Raw genomic sequence first — 17,146 nt, 5'->3', positions numbered from 1 at the left:
AGCAGGGCGTCCCACGGGCAGGCGCGGGCCCGTCCGGTCACCGGCTACCGGTATCTTCGGACACGTCCCCGCTCGACCCCCCAGAGTCACGTGAGTCAACGCACCAGGCACGCAACGCCACGACCTCATAGGGTCTGCTGAGCATCCCTCCGCCGCGACATCCTCCTCGCTGTCGCGCGTCGGATGCGCCCAGACCGTTCACGGAGCAGACATGACACCCTCTCCTCATCCCAGCCGCCGGCGCGGCAGGCGCGCCGTCCTCGCCCTCTCCGCCGCGGTCACGGCCGTGGCCGTCGGCCTCCCGGGCACGGCGCAGGCCGAACCCGGTGACGACGAGGTCGACATCGACGAGCTGACGCAGCGGGCCGAGGAGCTCGAGGAGAGCTACAACGGCGAGCTGCTCCAGTTCGAGGAGATCAAGACACGTGTCGAGAAGGCCGAGGAGGACCTCCAGGAGATCGAGGAGGAGCTGGAGGCCTCACGGTCGGGCGTGTCCACCATCGCGGCCACCCAGTACAAGAACAGCAGCGGCCTCGACCCGGCCTTCTCGGTGATCTTCTCCAGTGAGCCGGAGTCGGTGTACAGCGACGCGGCCGTCCTGAGCTACCTGGGGCAGAGCCAGTCCGAGGAGATCGCGGACCTCATCGAGATACGGGACGAGGCCGAGCTGGTCGCGGACGAGCTCAACACGGAGTTGCAGGACGCCGAGGAGCTCATCGACGAGCTGGAGGGCAAGCGCGAGGAGATCGAGGAGAAGATCCGGAAGTACGAGGAGGAGCAGGTTCCCGAGACACAGGGGACCGGCGCCATCCCCGACAGCGCGGTCGGCGGCGGCTGGTCGCAGACCACGCCCCGCATGGCGGCGATCCGCGACGAGATCATCAGGTCGGTCGGCGTCCCCTACTCGGTGGGCTGCTGGCGCGGCACCGCGGACGACCACGGCGAGGGTCGGGCGTGCGACTTCATGGTGAGCACGGGCGGGGGCTACCCGACGGCGGACAACCAGGCGTGGGGCACCCAGATCGCCCAGTACGCCATCGACAACGCCGACCGCCTGGGCGTGGAGTACGTCATCTGGGAACAGCAGATCTGGCACACGGCCAACCGCCAGTGGAAGTGGATGGAAGACCGCGGCAGCCCCACCCAGAACCACTACGACCACGTGCACATCACGTCGTTCTGACCTTCCGCCCCAGGGCCAGGGGCAGGGCCGCCGCCAGGACGAGGGCGGTGACCGCGAAGGCGGGGCCGTAGCCGAGCAGCTGGATGAGCAGGCCCAGGAGGATCGCCCCCGCACCCGTGCCCGCGTCGTAGCCGATGTTCCAGACCGCACTGGCCCTGCCGTAACCGGCGGGGCCGGTGCGGTTCAGCATGAGGGTGACGGTCTCGTTCTGGACCGCGCCGAAGCCCAGGCCGAACAGGAAGGCGCCCGCCACCACCAGCAGCGCCGTTCCCGCCCCGGGCTGTGCCCCCGGACCCGGGACGGACCACAGGGCGACGGTGGCCAGGGCCGCGCCGAGAACGGCGGCCGCGGTGCCCGGCAGGAGGAGCAGGGTGCGGCGGTGGCGGTCGTGGAGCGTCCCTGCGCTCCAGCGGCCGATCACGACCGCCGCCGCGTAGGCGGCCAGGGCGCCGCCGGCCAGCCACGCGGTCCGCTCGAACGGGATCGCCAGGAAGGTGACGATCCCGCTCGCGGTCGCCGCGGTCACCAGCATGAGCACCAGGGGGACCGCCAGCGCCGCCGGGGAGGTGCGGACCGGAGCGCTCCTGTGCGCGGGGTCGGAGCGCATCGCCGGGCGGTTGCGCCCGCCGTCGGCGTACCAGATGCACGCGGACAGGGCCGCCCCCGCCACCGAGCACAGCCCGGTGAGCCAGAAGGTGGTCTCGAAGCCGATGCTCAGGGCGAGGGCCACGCCTCCGGGGAGGATGACGACCTGGGGCAGGCCGACGGCGAGCCCGTAGTAGCCGGTGGCCCGGCCGACCTGGTCCTGCGGGACGAGCCGGGCCGCCAGGACCGTGCCGGCGACGGTCACCATTCCGAAGCCGACGCCCCGCACCGCCGAGACGGTGACGAGGACGCCGAGGTCCGCGGTCAGGGCGAACAGCGGCGCGGGCAGGCCCATGATCAGTGAACCGACGGGAAAGGCCCAGCGGTAGCCGCCGCGCTCCAGCAGCCAGGGCATGGCGAGCTGGGTGATCACCGTGGTGAGCATGAAGGCGGCGGTGGTGCCGCCCGCCCCGAACTCGCCCACCCCTCCCCTGGCCGCCCACAAGGGGACCAGGGGCAGTGCGGCGGTGAAGCCGCAGAGGCTGATGGCGGTCGCGGCGATGAGCAGGGCGAAGCCGCGTCCCCGCAGGCCGGGCAGTGCTGTTTCCACCTTTTTCCTCGACACAGGTGATCGGGTCATCCTCTCTTTGTAGTCGAGAAGGAAAGGGCCCGCGACACAGGTTCAGTTCTCCTCCGCCTGCTCCTCGGGCAGGTGTTCACGCAGCCATTCACGCAGGCGGAGGGAGAGTTCCGGGGTCACCGCGCGCTCGGCGTGGCCCATGCCGGGGATGATCCACAGGTCCTTGGGTTCCTCGGCCGCACCGTGGACGTCGAGCGCGTGGGAGACGGGGAAGTAGGGGTCGGCGTCACCGTGTACCACCAGCAGCGGTGCCGGAGAGATCTTCCCCGCCACCTCCCGGGGCTCGGCCGGTCTGGTCTCCCACTCGCGGTCGATGACGCGGACCTTGCGGAAACTGCGCAGGAAGAAGCGGCCCAGCCCCCGCTCGACACCGAGGTGGAGCAGGCGCATCCTCCGGGTGCCCCTGTAGTACCAGCGGCTGGGACCGCTGACGGCGACCGCGGCGGCGACCCCTCCGTAGACGGCCGCGTGCCGCACGACGACCGCCGCCCCCATGGAGAACCCGACCGTGGCCACCGAGGTGTAGCCCAGCTCCCGCAGCCGCACCATGACCGCCTCCAGGTCGTGGATCTCGGCGTTGCCGACCGTGCTGCGGCCCCCGGAGCCGTGGTGCCCGCGGAAGTCGAAGGTCATGACGTCGCCGACCTGGAGCATCGCCTCGGCGAGCGCACGCGTGTGAGGGCTGCGATAGGTGCCGGTGAACCCGTTGGCGAGCACCACCGCGGTGGTGCGCGGAACAGGACCGGTCAGCAGCTGGGAGTCGATCCCGACGCCGTCGGCGGTGGTCAGCCAGTAGCGGCGACTGCGGGTGATCGGGAAGTCGAGAGCGTCGGACATCCCACCATCGTGCCTCACCGCCTCGGGACACCGGGAACCGGCCCGGAGGTCACCGCCGGCTCAGGCGCCCGGTCCCTGCGGGCGCTGAGGCCACTCCCCGAGGAGGTCGCCGCTGCGCCCCGCGTCCCGGGGCGGCGCGCCGGGCGGAGGAGCTCCCCACGGGGGCGTGCCCCGGGGCGGAGTGCCCTGCCGCGGGGATCCGTACCCGGGCGTGCCCGGCGAAGGCGTGCCGTAGGGGGGCGTCCCCGGGGGCCGAGCATCCTGCGGCGGCATCCCCTGCGGCGGGGTGCCGCCCTGCGGCCGCGGTCCCCCGTGCCGCGGAGCCTGCGGCCCGGGAGCCACGGGAGCGGCGAACTGCGCGGTGGCGGCCGGGGCCTGCGGGGCCGGAGCGGTGGGGACGGCGGACTGCGCTGTGGCGGCCGGGGCCTGCGGGGCCTCTCCGGCCCCGCCGCCGGGGCCCTCGCCGTCGGACCGGTCCTCGTACTCGCTCTCGTACGGGTCCTCGTGGTCGTCCTCGTACGGCCCCTCCCTCAGGGAGGCCGGGGGGAAGGCGATCGAGCGCAGGTTGAGGGCGACGTGCACCGCGATCGGCACCCACAGGCTGCCGGTGCCCAGGTACAGGACCGTGAACAGCGTGCCCGAGGCCCCCGCGCTGACCAGCCCCCACCAGCCCTGGTAGAGGTAGGCGACGGAGAACAGCGCCACCGAGAGCACCCCGGCGATCCACAGCGGGACGCCCATGCTCGCCACCAGGACGATGAACAGGCCGCGGTAGACCATTTCCGTGAACACGCCTCCGGTGACGGCCGCACCCGCGGCCGCGAGGCGCTCGTTCCTCGTCCAGGGGACGAGCAGCCACCGGTCGCGCTCGGGCTCGGGCAGGTTCCTGGCGGGAGCGGGGGCGCGGCGGCGCCTGCTCCGCCGGCCCTTGGCCGGAAGCGCGGAGCGGACCCGGGCGGGGAGTCCGTTGAGGAACAGCCACAGGCCGCCCAGGGCGATCAGGCCGCCCAGGGCTCCGCCGACGACCGGTCCCAGGGAGTCGGGGAGCCGCAGGCCGAGGTCGGCGGCGTCCAGTCCCGGGGAGAGCAGCAGCACGGCCAGGAACAGCACGCCCCACAGGACGTGCACGCCCATCGTGGCGGCGTGCACGCGGACGAGGGCGAGCGCGTCCCTGTCACGCCGCCGCGACAGCCACGCGAACGCCTTCCTGCCGAGGAAGGGCTCGCCGAAGGCCGCGAAGAAGAGCAGCAGGACCGTCAGCAGGGTCCCGGCGAGACTGAACTGAGGGAGGGAATCGGACCATGGCACGGGGCAATAGTAGAGGGCGGAAACAGGTTGCGGTGCACGCCTTGTTCACAGGATCCGGCCCGGCCTGCTCCGGTCCGACAGAGCGGCGAACCTGAACGTGTTGACCGGGTGGCTGGAGAGCAGGTTGACCAGCAGTACGAAGAACCCCGTGTCGGTCGCCGCCCGGTCGGCGATGTCCTGGAAGTCGACCGCCTGGTACAGGTACTTGCCCGCGGCCAGGACCCGCAGCCCCTGCACCCCCTCGGGGCAGAACTTGTAGGCGTGGTTGTCGGCCGTGTACTCCTGGGCCCGGCTCAGCGTGCTGCCCACCCCCGGGATCACGTTGGCCACGGAGATGCCGAACTGGCGCCAGAACGAGGTGTGCCCGGCCGCGATGTGCCCCACCTCGTGGCCGATGACGAAACGGAGCGCGTCGGGGTCCGCCAGTCTCCCGCCCACCTCGAACAGATCGCTGTTGACGGCCACGTACCGGCGGAACCCGTGTCCGGAGGCGAACGCGTTGATCACGCCGTTGCCCAGCACGACGTACGCCTCCGGAACCCGTTTCATGCCGAACGCGGCCGCCGCCTCGGCCACCATCCGGTGCGCCTCGGGGAACTGCCGCTCGGTGATCCGCACCCCGTTGACCCGCTGGCGCGCGTACATCTGCCCCCGCACGAAGTACACCAGCACGGGGATGCTCAGCAGCAGCAGCGGTTCGTTGGGGTCCCCCGCGTAGGCGCGGCTGAGGGCGCCCGCCACGGTGAAGAGGGTCACCCCCACGCACATGGCCAGCAGAGAGGCTTCCCGGGGGTGGCGCAGGGACCGGCGCAGACCGGGGTCGCCCCACTGCCGGAAGCCTGCTCCCACAGGAGGTCAGAGAGGGTACTCGGAGCCGGGCCGGCCGTCGTCGCGCCCGGGGGGCGGCGCCTGGTGGGCGCTGCCCTGCGGCGGCGGACCGCCGTAGGAGCGTCCGGCGGGCGGCCCCTGGGGCTCGTCGTCCAGGAACGCGGCCATGTCCGCCGACATCGTGGACTCCTCGACCTTCCCGCTGCGCCACTCCTCGCGGAGCTCCTCGTCCTGGGCCTCCATCATGGCGCCCATGTCGGCCTCGTGGGTGGACTTGGCGCGCTCCTCCCCGTAGGCGGGCCACGGGGTGGCGGCGAGGTAGGCGCTGTCGTAGGCCTCGGAGTCGGGAAGACCGGACGGCGGCGGGGCGTCGGCCGCGGGGGCCTCGCCGGGCGGCGGGCCGTGCACCGCGGTCGGCGGAAGCGCCTGTCCCTGCACGCTCCCCCGGTCGCTGCCCAGGTAGGTCAGCGCCGCGACGGTGAGCGCCGCGAGCCCGGCCCGCAGCGCGGGTTCGCGGGCGGGTGCGAAGAAGGGCGAATGGGTGCCGGGAACGTTGCCCATCTTCTCGTAGGGGGTGTCACCTGGGGCCGTCTCCCAGACGTCGTGCGGCGTCGCTCCCACGAACCAGAACACGTACGGGATCGGCTGCGGGTCGCCGGGCAGCCCGAAGCGGCCGAAGTCCTCCGTGGCCGGGAAGGGGTCCGGAAGGTGGATGACGTAGTCCTCGCCGAAGTACGCGTGGTGCGCGGCCGCGACGTCGGCGGTGCCGTCCGGGTCGTTGCGGGTGACCCCCGCGCTCTGGAAGCGCTCGACGGAGGGCGGGCGGATCGCCCCGGAGGCGGCGGCCTCGGCGTTCACGATCCGCTCGATGGCCGCCTCCAGCTGCGCGGCGACGTTGTCGTTGAGCGCGCGGGTGTTGATCTCCAGGTAGGCCTCGTCCGGGATGATGTTGGCCGTGGTACCCGCCTGGATCCTGCCGACGGTGAGCACCGCCATCTCGCTCGGGCTGATCTCGCGGGAGACCACGCCCTGCAGACGGGTGACGATGTTCGCCGCGATGAGCACCGGGTCGACGGTGGCGTTGGGCTGGGAGGCGTGGCCGCCCTCACCGTGGATGCGCACCCGGTAGGAGTGGGACGAGCCGAGGATGATCCCGGCCCGGTGCGAGATGAGTCCGGCGGGCTGGGGGCCCAGGTGCTGGCCCAGGACGATGTCGGGGCGGCCGAAGCGTTCGAACAGGCCGTCCTCCAGCATGGCCTGCGCCCCCTCCAGGGACTCCTCGGCGGGCTGGGCGACGATCATCACGGTGCCCGACCACTCCTGGCGCGTCTCGGCGAGGAGGTCGGCGGCTCCCACCAGGCAGGCGGTGTGGGCGTCGTGGCCGCACGCGTGCATGACGGGGACCTCGGTGCCGTCGGCGTCGACGGCGCGGGCGGTGCTGGCGTAGGGCAGACCGGTCCGCTCCTCGACGGGGAGGGCGTCCATGTCGGCGCGCAGCATGACCGTGGGGCCGGGGCCGTTGCGCAGGATGCCGACCACACCGGTGCCGCCGATGCCCGTGTGGACCTCGTAGTCGGCCCGGCTGAGCCACTCGGCCACGGCGCTGGCGGTGCGGTGCTCGGCGTGGGAGAGTTCCGGATTCTTGTGGAGGTCGACGTAAAACCCCTCCACGAGCGGGAACAGCTCGTCGAGGAGTCGCATGACCACACTCCCGTGCTGGGCGGCACGGCTCGGGTCCACCGCGTGCGGCACGGTTTCCACCGCCTTTTCTCGTATCTCGACCGGGTCTGCTGTCCCGGGGCCACTGCCTGACGGCACAGCCTATCGGCGCGGACGCCCCCCACCCACACTGACATGTCCTCCCTTCGTTCCCCCGCCACCGCGTAGGTGGGTTAAGGTCTGATCACGGAAGAACGGCCTGGGCACCCTGTTTGCCCGGCCTGTACGCGCAGAGGCCCGCTTCCCCGAGGGCAGGCACCCGAAGCGGATTTCCCGGGAAAACCGTGCGAACCGCTGGCGCATCGATTTACATCACAGTAATGTAACGGCACACGTGCCCGGTTCCCCGGTGCCCTCCGCGTGCACCGCACGGCATCGGCCGCTCGACTCCCCCACACCTCCGTGTGACCTCATGCACGGAAAATTGAACACGAACAGTTACGATTCGACTTCGGAGTCCACTCGTGGCCTCATCCATGACCGAACCGGAAGACCGCCGCCCCGACCGGGGCGCGGCCTCCCCGACGGCCGAGAGCAACCCCGCCGCGGCGGAGACGACCCCGGCCCGCGACGCCCGCCTGGACAACGCCAAGTTCCTCCTCATCGGGCTGGTGGTCGTCGGCCACATGCTCGGGCCCATGCGCGACTACGGTCCCGCCAACGTCCTGTACTACTGGATCTACTTCTTCCACATGCCCGCGTTCATCCTGATCAGCGGGTACCTGTCGCGTTCCTTCACGACGTCGCCCCGGCGCGTCGAGAAGCTGATCCTGACCCTGGCCGTGCCCTACCTCGTCTTCTGGGCCGTCGACCACGCCGTCCATGCCCTCCAGCGCGGAAGCCTGCCCGACGCGCTGTCGCTGCTCCAGCCGACCTACGCCCTGTGGTTCCTCGTCGCGCTGTTCCTCTGGCGACTGAGCGTCCCGGTCTGGCAGCGGCTCCGCCGGCCGGTGGCGGTCGCCCTCGTCGTCTCGGTCTGCGCCGCCACCACCGACCTGGGCAGCGGAACCCTGGCCATCGGCCGCGTGCTCAGCTTCCTGCCCTTCTTCGTCCTGGGCCTGACCCTGCGCAGGGAGCACCTCGCCCTCCTCGACAAGCTGTGGGTGCGTGTCGGCGCCGTGGCCGTGATGGGCGTGACGGCCCTGCTGGCGGTACCCGCCTCCCAGGAGCTGAGCACGGACTGGCTCTTCCTGAGCAGCAGCCTGACCGACCGCGACATCGACCCCCTGCTGCCCGGCCTCGGCATCCGGCTGGCCTTCCTGGGAATCGCCCTGGCAATGAGCATCGCCTTCCTGGCCCTGACCCCCAAGCGGCGCACCTGGTTCACCGACCTGGGTGCCTACACCCTGTACGTCTACCTCGGCCACGCCGCGCTCATGGAGCCGCTCCGCATGACCCCTTGGTACGACGTCGCGACCGGCCCCGTGGGCACGGTCGCCACCCTGCTCCTGGCGGCGGGCCTCGTCCTGCTGCTGTGCAGCCCTTGGGTCCGGGCCTGCCTGCGCTGGGCGGTGGAGCCCCGGTCCACCTGGTTCCTCAAGCCCCTGCCCGACACCCCCCGGCCCGCCGAGCGCGAGTCGGCCGGAAGCGGCAGCCGGGCCTGACGGCCTGCCCGCAACGGCGAAGGCGGGGCGGTGCCGACCGGCACCGCCCCGCCCGTATCGGCCGGATCAGCTCTGGCCGCCCCTGTTGCGCAGAGGGGTCATCCCGGCGTCGAGCAGGTAGCGGCGCCGCGACTCGAAGCGGCGCGCCTCCCTCCACAGCCGCAGCACCAGCACGACCTCGAAGAAGAGCAGTGCCAGGACGGAGAAGGCCGCGACGGGAAGGATGAGGCCGTCCAGCGGGGTGAACAGAGAGACCAGGACGGTCACCGGGGCCACCACGCACAGGAACATCTCGTACTCGATACCGCTGAACAGGTGCGGGCGCACGCGGTGGCGGAGCAGGAAGTCGCGCGCCCGGGCGTAGCGGCTCCTGCGGACGGGAGGCGCGGGAGCGGCCGAGGCCTCGTCCATCTCGTCGTCCTCGGGGCTGACCCGGCCCAGGCCCTTGGCGGCGTCGACGCGGAGTTCCTCGGTGTCGCCCACCAGCTCGGCAAGGGCCCTGCGCATGGCCCGCCGCGTCTTGGCCACCTGGGAGCCGTTGAGGTAGCGCAGCAGGTCGAAGAAGACGACGACCGGGGCCGCGATGAGGTAGGCCACGTCACCGGTGACCACCCACTGCCCGATCAGCAGGGCCATGACGCACGCGAAGAAGCGGATGCGGTCGAACACGAAGTCGACCCAGCCCCCGAAGACCGACCCCGTCCCCTTGAGGCGGGCGATCTTGCCGTCCATGCAGTCCAGCACGAAGCTGAGGTGGAACAACAGGGCCCCCGCCAGCAGCCAGGCCCATCCGGCCCCCACCCCGACGGCGGGCATGGCGAAGCTCACAGCCGACAGCAGACCCAGCACACCGGCTCCCAGCGTCAACTGGTTGGGCGTGATCTCGGTGCGGTTCGCGGTCCAGACGACCAGTCGGCCCGCCAGGGGGTCGACCAGGAAGACGGTCCACCAGGCATCCTTGGCCTTGTAGGTCTCTTCCTTGACTTGCGCGAGCGAAAAGCGCGGCATGCGTGTCTCTCCAGGGAAAACGCCCGGCGAACCCCGTGTCGACGACAAAGCACTGCCGGGTACAGGGGGGAGGGCTCTGTGGTGGGAATCGAGTCATCATGCCAGACAGGAGGCCGTACGAGCCAATCGGAGAGGCATACTTGACCGGCAGGAGGAGGCAGGCCGGCGGCCGCGCGCGGCGGACGGCCCGCCCCCTTGGGTCCCGACCGAGGTAGAGGTAGTGCGTTTTCTCAACGACCAGATTCCCCAGCAGGACCTGACCTACAGCGACGTGTTCATGGTTCCGGGCAGGAGCTCTGTCGGTTCCCGTCTGAGCGTGGACCTGTCGTCACAGGACGGCACCGGCACCACCATCCCGATCGTGGTCTCGAACATGACGGCCGTCGCGGGCCGGCGCATGGCCGAGACCGTGGCCCGGCGCGGCGGCATCGCGGTCATCCCGCAGGACATCCCCATCGACGTGGTCTCCGACGTCGTCGCCTGGACCAAGCAGCGCCATCTGGTCCATGACACCGCCATCACCCTGAACCCCGCCAGTACCGTCGGCGAAGCGCTCAACCTGCTGCCCAAGCGCGCGCACAACGCCGTGATCGTCGTCGACGGGCTCCGCCGCCCGGTCGGGGTGGTCACCGAGGCCGACTGCGCGGGGGTGGACCGCTTCACGCAGCTGCGCGACGTCATGTCCGCGGAGCTGCTCACCCTTCCCGAGGACACCGAGCCGCAGAAGGCGTTCGGGGTGCTGAACGGCCACCGGCACCGGCTGGCACCGGTGGTCGACGGCGAGGGCGCCCTGGTCGGGGTGCTGACCCGTACCGGCGCCCTGCGCTCCACCCTGTACACACCCGCCGTGGACGCCGGGGGCCGTCTGCGGGTGGCCGCCGCCGTCGGCATCAACGGCGACGTCGCGGGCAAGGCCGCCGAACTGCTGGATGCCGGGGTGGACACCCTGGTGATCGACACCGCGCACGGCCACCAGGAGAAGATGCTCTCCGCCGTCGGGCGGGTCCGCGCCCTGTCGCCCTCCGTGCCGATCGTGGCGGGCAACGTCGTCACCGCCCAGGGCACCCGCGACCTGATCGAGGCCGGCGCCGACATCGTCAAGGTCGGCGTGGGTCCGGGCGCGATGTGCACCACCCGCATGATGACGGCGGTGGGCCGCCCGCAGTTCTCCGCCGTGCTGGAGTGCGCGGAGGCCGCCCGCGCCCTGGGCGGGCACGTGTGGGCGGACGGCGGCGTGCGCCACCCGCGCGACGTGGCGCTGGCCCTGGCCGCGGGCGCGTCCAACGTGATGGTCGGCTCCTGGTTCGCCGGCACCTACGAGTCGCCCGGCGACGTGATGCGCGACGCCGAGGGCCGCCAGTACAAGGAGAGCTTCGGCATGGCCTCGGCCCGCGCGGTCCGGCTGCGCACCGCCGACGACTCCCCCTTCGAGCGGGCCCGCAAGGCCCTGTTCGAGGAGGGCATCTCCACGGGCCGCATGTACCTGGACCCGGAGCGCCCGGGTGTCGAGGACCTGATCGACCAGATCGTCGCGGGTGTGCGCAGCTCGATGACGTACGCGGGTGCGTCCTCGCTGGAGGAGTTCCACGAGCGCGCCGTCGTGGGTGTGCAGAGCGCCGCCGGGTACAACGAGGGCCGCCCGGTCCCCACCAGCTGGTAGGACGGGGACGCGCGGGACACGCCCCGGCTCCCGCCGGGGCCCGTGCGCGGGAGGACGCCGGCCGTCCTCCCGCGCATCCGGAGCTCAGGAGAAGACGGGGAGGTCCTCACCGGCCTCCTTGGCGGCCAGCACCGCCTTGCGGTGCTCACCGCACAGCCGGTCGGCGTGGCGGACCGGCTCGGGCACCCGGTACTTGGGCGACAGGCGCAGGACCAGCTCGGCGGCGCCCTCCAGATCGACCCTGTGGCCGACGGACACGTAGACGGGCTTGACCCCGGTCCGGGTGCGCAGGGACCGGCCGATGACCTCCTTGCCCTGTTCCGCGAGGGCCGCCGAGTCGGGGACGACCTCGGAGATACCCGCCACCATGGGCGTCCACGATCCGCGCTCCTCCCCGGGGACCGCGTGTTTGCCGTAGAGCACCGACTTGGCCGATCCCACCACCGGCAGGTCGAGCAGGACGCCCAGGTGGCAGGCGACCCCGAAGCGGCGCGGGTGGGCCAGGCCGAAGCCGTCGCACAGGTACACGTCGGGGGTGGTCGTGAGCTGCCCGAGCGCCTCCAGGACCGGCGGTGACTCGCGGAAGCCGAACAACCCGGAGATGTAGGGGAACGAGGGTTCCGAGGCGATGGCGACCGACTCGACCACCTCCAGGGTGCGCACGTCCATGACCACCGCGGCCGCCGACAGCGCCGTGTTGTCCTTCGCGTAGCTGACGTCGAGTCCGGCGACCAGGCGCACGGAGTCGACGTCGAGAGGTTCCACCCTGACCCTGCCGGCCAGGCGCCGCTGGAGCGCGACCGCCTCCTTCGGGTCGTCCGGCCAGTTGTTCGGGTCGTCCAGGATCCTCCCGACCCGCTCTGCGATCTCCGACATCGCCTCCCGCTCCTTTCCGCTTCCTCCTGACACGCTGCCGCCACCCCATCATCGGGGGCTGCCGGCCGCCTGTCCGCACACCCGGAGCATCTGTTCCCCCCAGGCCGGTCCGCGCTACCCTGTCGCCGCCCGTCGGCGGCCTCCCGACCCAGGACGTGTGCGACGGCTCCGACCTGGGCGCTTCTCCCTCCTTCCCGGCAGTCTCCTGAGAGGACACCCCTGGCGATGTCCCAGCTGTACCCGCTCCTCCCCCTCGTCGCGGGCCTGGTCCTCCTCTGGACCGTGAACCGCAACAGCCGGCTCGACCGGCGCCTGGCCAGGTACGGCGTGCGTGCGAAGGGGAGGGTGATCGGCTACCGGGAGACCTCGGCGGCCTCCCGGATGATCGTGCAGTTCCGCACCGAGGAGGGGCAGGAGGTCCACGCCGAACACGAGAGCACCGGGTGGACGGCATCCAGGGCGGGAGAGATCGTCACCGTGGCCTACGATCCGGCCCGGCCCGACCTGGCCCGGATCGTGGCCGCTCCGTGGCTGTCGCACTGGGTGCGCGGCATGTTCGGCACGCTGGGAGCGATCCTGGTGCTCAGCGGTGCCTTCCTGGGATATTTGGAGTGGCGTTGAGCCATATGTGACGTACGTCCCATGTAATTCCGGAGAGTAGTATCCAGTCCGCATCAGCCCTCCGAAGATGTGGACATCCCGCTCTTCGTGGCAGACTGCCCCCACCACCCGGATATTTCGCCGTTTTCCTTCCGAGATACGATCTCCAACGCCGAAAAGCCGCATGAGTGGTCACCCTACGGGGCGTTCCGCTCCGACCACCCGAGTCGGACGAACCCGTGGACAGAGAGGTGCAGACCCCGAGGCACCCGCGGCCGTTTCCCCGACGCCGCATCCGAGAAGACTTCACGCGGATCGACAGGAGAACCGTGCAGGCATTACCACAACGTCGCAGGCGGACGATCGCCTCCCGCATCCGCACGATGGTCACGATTCCCACCGCCGCCCTGGTGGCGCTCTGGTTGATCCTCACCTCGGTCCTGGCCTACGACGCGACCCTCCAGCTGCTCCGCTCGCGGGCGACCGAGAGCATGGTGACGCCCGCCGCCGTCGGCCTCGTCGACGCCATGCACGAGCGGGCCCGGACCATCGCGTTCATCGAGAACCCGGGGAGCCGGGAGCTGGCCGAACAGCTGGCCGAGGCCCGCACGAGCACCGACGAGTCCCTCGGCTCCGTCATCGGAGAGCTCATCGACTTCGCCGACCTCGCCCCCGGGGACGCCGGCCGGCACATCGAGACACTGCACGCCGAGTACGGCAGGATCGGCGACATCCGCCTGGCCGTGGACGACGGCAGCGCCACCCGTGACGAGGTCCTGGAGTACTACAACGGTCTGATCCTCCACGGCGCCAACTCCTTCGACAGCCAGGCCCGCGAGGGCAACATCACCGCCGCGGTGAAACCGGGTGTCACGGCGACCCAGATGTTCCGCACCGTCGACCTGTTCGCGCGCACCGATGCCCAGCTCTCCCGGGCCTTCGCCAACGACGAGCTGACGGTGGAGGACCAGCGCGAGTTCACCGAACTGGTGGGCGCCTACCAGAGCCTCCTCGCCGCCAACGGCCCCTACCTGAGCGGTCCGGGGCAGGCCGACCGGCTCCAGGCCGTGCTCGACAGCCCCGAGTACGCGAACCTGCTCTCGATGCAGGAGCAGATCATGGACCGCCAGGTCCGGACGGAGACGGTCACCGACCCGGTCACCCTCCTCCCGACCGAGGTCGAGGACCTGTCCATGCCGGTGGACGCCGAGGCCTGGTACTCCGACTTCGAGTACGTCGTGCTCGAGTTCACCGAGATCGGCGCGGACGAGGCCCTGCACGCCTCCGACGTCACCGCGGCCCAGGCCAACCGGGCCGTTCTCGTGGCCGCCGTCAGCAGCCTCGCCGTGGCCCTGGTCGTCGCGGCCGCCTTCCTGCTCGCCCGCCGGTCCTCCCTGTCCCTCACCACCCGGCTGACGACGCTGCGCGACGGCGCCGACGACCTGACCCGGAACCGGCTGCCCGACATCATGCGCCGCCTGCACGCCGGCGAGCACGTGGACATCGACTCGGCACTGCCCCAGCTGTCGACCTCCGACGACGAGATCGGTGACGTCGCCAAGGCGTTCAACACCGCCCAGCGCGCCGCGGTGGACGAGGCCGTCCAGCAGACCGAGCTCCGCCAGGGCATCAACCGCGTGTTCCTCAACATCGCGCACCGCAGCCAGACGCTGGTCCACCGCCAGCTGCGCCTCCTCGACAAGATGGAACGCGAGCAGGAGGACCCGGAGCAGCTCTCGCAGCTCTTCAAGCTCGACCACCTGGCCACGCGCTCGCGCCGCAACGCCGAGAACCTGCTGATCCTCGGCGGTGAGGCGCCCGGCCGCACCTGGCACCGGCCGATGCCGCTGATCGACGTGCTGCGCGGCGCCATCTCCGAGTCGGGCGACTACACCCGCGTCAAGCGCGAGCGGATCGCCCGCGTCCACCTCAACGGCCCCGCCGTCGCCGACGTCATCCACCTGGTCGCCGAGCTGGTCGACAACGCCGCGATGTTCTCCCCGCCGCACACCCACGTGCGCCTGAGCAGCGACGAGGTCCCCAACGGTGTGACCATCGAGGTGGAGGACCGGGGACTCGGCATGACCGACGACGAGTTCGCCTCGGCCAACGCGCTCCTCGCCGACCCGCCCGAGTTCGACGTGATGCGCCTCAACGAGAAGATGCGCCTCGGCCTGTTCGTGGTCTCCCACCTGGCCCACCGCCACGGCATCAAGGTGCACCTGCGCCCGTCGCCCTACGGCGGCGTGCAGGCGATCGTCCTGCTCCCCCACGAGCTGATCTCCGGCGACCGCGCCTCCGTCTCCGGGAAACCCTCCGAGGAGGAGGACATCTGGGAGGTGCGCGAGGTCGCCGACCGCACCCCCGAGGGCGCACTGAAGGCCGTGTCCTCCCCCGCGCTGACAGCGGTCCCCGCGCCCTCGGACACGTCCCCCGGGACGCCGGAGCCCCAGGACCCCGCGGGCACCGGCCCGGAGGGCGAGGACGGTGGCTCCGCCGACCGCCCTCCTCTGCCCACCCGCAGGCCGGCCGTCTCCCCGGCACCGGCCCCGGACACCGGGGAGACGGTCGAGGCGGGCGGCGGACGCCCTCCGCTCCCCAGACGCAGGCCCCAGCAGAACCTGGCCCCGCAGCTGGCCTCCGACCCCGCGCCCGACCCCCGGGGCGGACCCGCGGCGGCGGAGGGATCCTCCTCCGCGGAACGTCCCCGGCCCGCCGACACCAGTGAGCGGCTGTCCCGGCTGCGCCGGAACATGACCGCGTTCCAGAAGGGAACGGACCGGGGCCGGCGCGCCGGCAAGCAGCAGACCGACGAGACCGACAAGGACGCGTAACCGTGACGAGTACTTCCGAGAGCTCCGACCACGAGGACTCGAGCAAGAAGGACATCGACTGGCTGCTGGACGAGCTCCTCGACCGCGCGGTCGGCTCCCGGCACGCCATCGTGCTCTCCGCCGACGGCCTGTTGATCGGCCGCTCCCGCGGGCTGGCCAAGGACGACGCCGAGCACCTGTCGGCCGTGGCGTCCGCCTTCCAGAGCCTGGCACGCGGCACCGGCCGCCACTTCGGCGGCGGCGAGGTGCTCCAGACCGTCGTGGAGATGGAGAGCGCGTACCTCTTCGTCACCGGCGCGGGACGGGGCGCCTGCCTGGCCGTCCTGGCCCAGGAGAGCGCGGACGTGGGCCTGATCGCCTACGAGATGAATGTCCTGGTCGAGCAGGTGGGCCGATACATGGGCGCCGCCCCCCGGCACGAGGGCGACGCTGGAGAAGCCACACGATAGGGGCCGTCATGCAAGCGCACAACGAGTTCGACCCCGGCGAGGCCTACGAGCCGCCGCTCCGCGATACGGAGGCGGCTCCGGAGGACCTCGCGGCCGAGCAGCCGGACGCAGGTCCGCTCGTCCGCCCGTACGTGATCGCGCAGGGCCGTGAACACGACGACGCGGTGCGGCTGGACATGATCAGCGTGGTGATCGCGGCCAAACGGGCCGACGTCGACGAGATGGCGCTGGAACCCGAACAGCTCCGCATCCTGGAGCTGTGCCGACACCCCCAGTCGGTCGCCGAGGTGTCCGCGCACCTGGACATCCCGGTGGCAGTCGTCAAGGTCCTGCTCAGCGACCTCCTCAACCGCGGCCTGGCCCTGGCCCGCGCACCCTACACAGCGAAGAGCCCGGTGAGCCGGGACGTACTCCAGGCGGTTCTCGATGGCATCGAACGACTCTGACCCGCGCTCCCAGGAGGCCGTTCCCTCGGCCCTGAAGATCCTGGTGGCGGGCGGTTTCGGGGCCGGCAAGACCACGTTGGTCGGGTCGGTCAGCGAAATCCCCCCGCTGAGCACCGAGGAGGTGATGACCGAGGCCAGCTTCGGGGTCGACGACCTGTCCGGGGTGGAGTCCAAGACGACGACCACCGTGGCGCTGGACTTCGGACGCATCACCATCAGTCCCAACCTCGTGCTGTACCTGTTCGGCACGCCCGGACAGGAGCGGTTCTGGTTCATGTGGGACGAGCTGTCCGAGGGCGCGCTGGGGGCGATCGTCATCGCCGACACCCGCCGTCTGGAGACCTGCTTCGCCTCGGTGGACTTCTTCGAGCGGCGCGGCGTGCCCTTCGTGGTGGCGGTGAACTGCTTCGACGACTCCTACGCCTACGAGGCCGAGGAGGTGCGGGCCGCACTGAGCCTGGCCCCCTCGGTCCCCGTGGTGCTGTGCGACGCACGCAGGCGCGAGTCGTCCAAGCAGGTCCTGCTGGCCCTGGTCAACCGCGTGGCCGAGAGCGTGGCCGTCTGACCGA

At 71.5% G+C, this 17,146-nt stretch carries 15 protein-coding genes; 8 read left to right on the top strand and 7 right to left on the bottom strand.

The features are described from left to right. The first annotated feature begins 211 nt into the window (after positions 1-211). On the top strand, positions 212-1,183 hold the full coding sequence (locus FHS13_RS11805; RefSeq protein WP_184291462.1) for a coiled-coil domain-containing protein: 972 nt from the start codon (positions 212-214) through the stop codon (positions 1,181-1,183). Here the strand turns inward: FHS13_RS11805 and FHS13_RS11800 are convergent. From FHS13_RS11800 to FHS13_RS11780, 5 genes are all read right to left on the bottom strand, one after another. Further along, a complete protein-coding gene (locus FHS13_RS11800) occupies positions 1,170-2,408 on the bottom strand; it encodes an MFS transporter (RefSeq protein WP_184291460.1) in 1,239 nt (412 codons plus the stop codon). The genes FHS13_RS11805 and FHS13_RS11800 overlap by 14 nt on opposite strands. Before the next feature lie 42 nt (positions 2,409-2,450). After that, positions 2,451-3,245 carry an alpha/beta hydrolase family protein gene (locus FHS13_RS11795; RefSeq protein ID WP_184291458.1) on the bottom strand — a complete coding sequence of 265 codons (795 nt, stop codon included), beginning with the start codon at positions 3,243-3,245 and terminating at the stop codon, positions 2,451-2,453. Positions 3,246-3,305: 60 nt separating this feature from the next. Beyond that, a complete protein-coding gene (locus tag FHS13_RS21730; RefSeq protein WP_343064995.1) occupies positions 3,306-4,553 on the bottom strand; it encodes a CPBP family intramembrane glutamic endopeptidase in 1,248 nt (415 codons plus the stop codon). 45 nt (positions 4,554-4,598) lie between these two features. Continuing rightward, positions 4,599-5,321, bottom strand: coding sequence for a M48 family metallopeptidase (locus FHS13_RS11785; protein ID WP_184291644.1), 723 nt, complete (start codon positions 5,319-5,321; stop codon positions 4,599-4,601). An 87-nt stretch (positions 5,322-5,408) separates the two neighbouring features. Then, positions 5,409-7,142, bottom strand: coding sequence for an amidohydrolase (locus FHS13_RS11780; protein ID WP_184291456.1), 1,734 nt, complete (start codon positions 7,140-7,142; stop codon positions 5,409-5,411). A 434-nt stretch (positions 7,143-7,576) separates the two neighbouring features. Here FHS13_RS11780 and FHS13_RS11775 point away from each other — a divergent pair, with 434 nt between their 5' ends. Continuing rightward, positions 7,577-8,704 (top strand): acyltransferase family protein, encoded by a 1,128-nt coding sequence (locus FHS13_RS11775; protein ID WP_184291454.1) that lies wholly within the window; start codon positions 7,577-7,579, stop codon positions 8,702-8,704. 66 nt (positions 8,705-8,770) lie between these two features. Here the strand turns inward: FHS13_RS11775 and FHS13_RS11770 are convergent, their stop codons facing one another. Continuing rightward, complete coding sequence (locus FHS13_RS11770; protein WP_184291452.1) at positions 8,771-9,712, bottom strand: CDP-alcohol phosphatidyltransferase family protein; 942 nt, start codon at positions 9,710-9,712, stop codon at positions 8,771-8,773. Positions 9,713-9,932: 220 nt separating this feature from the next. Between FHS13_RS11770 and FHS13_RS11765 the strand changes: the two genes are divergently transcribed. Beyond that, on the top strand, positions 9,933-11,372 hold the full coding sequence (locus tag FHS13_RS11765; RefSeq protein ID WP_184291450.1) for a GuaB1 family IMP dehydrogenase-related protein: 1,440 nt from the start codon (positions 9,933-9,935) through the stop codon (positions 11,370-11,372). 84 nt (positions 11,373-11,456) lie between these two features. Here FHS13_RS11765 and FHS13_RS11760 read toward each other — a convergent pair whose 3' ends face one another. Next, positions 11,457-12,248 carry an endonuclease V gene (locus tag FHS13_RS11760; protein ID WP_184291448.1) on the bottom strand — a complete coding sequence of 264 codons (792 nt, stop codon included), beginning with the start codon at positions 12,246-12,248 and terminating at the stop codon, positions 11,457-11,459. Between the two features lie 225 nt (positions 12,249-12,473). Here FHS13_RS11760 and FHS13_RS11755 point away from each other — a divergent pair, with 225 nt between their 5' ends. The 5 genes from FHS13_RS11755 to FHS13_RS11735 all read left to right on the top strand — a co-directional run bounded on the left by FHS13_RS11755 (position 12,474) and on the right by FHS13_RS11735 (position 17,142). Continuing rightward, the gene (locus FHS13_RS11755) at positions 12,474-12,869 is read left to right on the top strand and encodes a DUF3592 domain-containing protein (protein ID WP_184291446.1); all 396 of its coding nucleotides are present in this window, start codon (positions 12,474-12,476) and stop codon (positions 12,867-12,869) included. 362 nt (positions 12,870-13,231) lie between these two features. After that, entirely contained in the window at positions 13,232-15,682 is a 2,451-nt protein-coding gene (locus tag FHS13_RS11750) for a sensor histidine kinase (protein ID WP_184291444.1), read from the top strand. A gap of 2 nt (positions 15,683-15,684) precedes the next feature. Next, positions 15,685-16,131: a roadblock/LC7 domain-containing protein gene (locus tag FHS13_RS11745; protein WP_184291442.1), complete on the top strand. Its 447-nt coding sequence runs from the start codon at positions 15,685-15,687 to the stop codon at positions 16,129-16,131. Between the two features lie 8 nt (positions 16,132-16,139). Continuing rightward, complete coding sequence (locus FHS13_RS11740) at positions 16,140-16,577, top strand: DUF742 domain-containing protein (protein WP_184291440.1); 438 nt, start codon at positions 16,140-16,142, stop codon at positions 16,575-16,577. Continuing rightward, entirely contained in the window at positions 16,558-17,142 is a 585-nt protein-coding gene (locus FHS13_RS11735) for a GTP-binding protein (protein ID WP_184291438.1), read from the top strand. Before FHS13_RS11740 ends, FHS13_RS11735 begins: the two co-directional genes overlap by 20 nt. Positions 17,143-17,146 lie beyond the last annotated feature (4 nt).

It is taken from the genome of Nocardiopsis algeriensis, from assembly GCF_014203695.1.
GTDB lineage: Bacteria > Actinomycetota > Actinomycetes > Streptosporangiales > Streptosporangiaceae > Nocardiopsis > Nocardiopsis algeriensis.
This window is presented reverse-complemented; position numbering and strand designations above follow the sequence as displayed.